This window comes from Neisseria sp. P0014.S009 (assembly GCF_051958155.1).
Taxonomy (GTDB): Bacteria; Pseudomonadota; Gammaproteobacteria; order Burkholderiales; family Neisseriaceae; genus Neisseria; species Neisseria flavescens_C.
This window is the reverse complement of sequence record NZ_JBQCVS010000294.1, coordinates 1-232: the sequence shown is the minus strand read 5'-3', so window position 1 is coordinate 232 and position 232 is coordinate 1. Positions and strand designations below refer to the sequence as shown.

Annotated in this window: 1 protein-coding gene; it reads right to left on the bottom strand. The window is 56.9% G+C overall.

From position 1 onward, the window contains the following. Positions 1-232 (bottom strand): LysR substrate-binding domain-containing protein (locus ACTHS4_RS12700; RefSeq protein WP_440366066.1); only part of this gene is annotated, 232 nt, incomplete at both ends.

The following is a 232-nucleotide window of genomic DNA, read 5'->3' as shown; positions in this document are numbered from 1 at the left end:
AGATAGTCGGGGGCGGCAAGCAGGACGAATTCGATTTTGGCCAGCGGTTTGACGATCAGCGAAGGGGAGGGGGTTTTGGAAACGCGCAAGGCGAGGTCGAAACCTTCGGCGATGAGGTCGATATGGCGGTTGTCGAGGACGAGGTCGAGCGTTACTTTGGGATAACGCTGGCGGTATTCTGCTAGCCATGCGCTCATATTACCGCCTGCAAACCATAGGGGCATGGTAACGC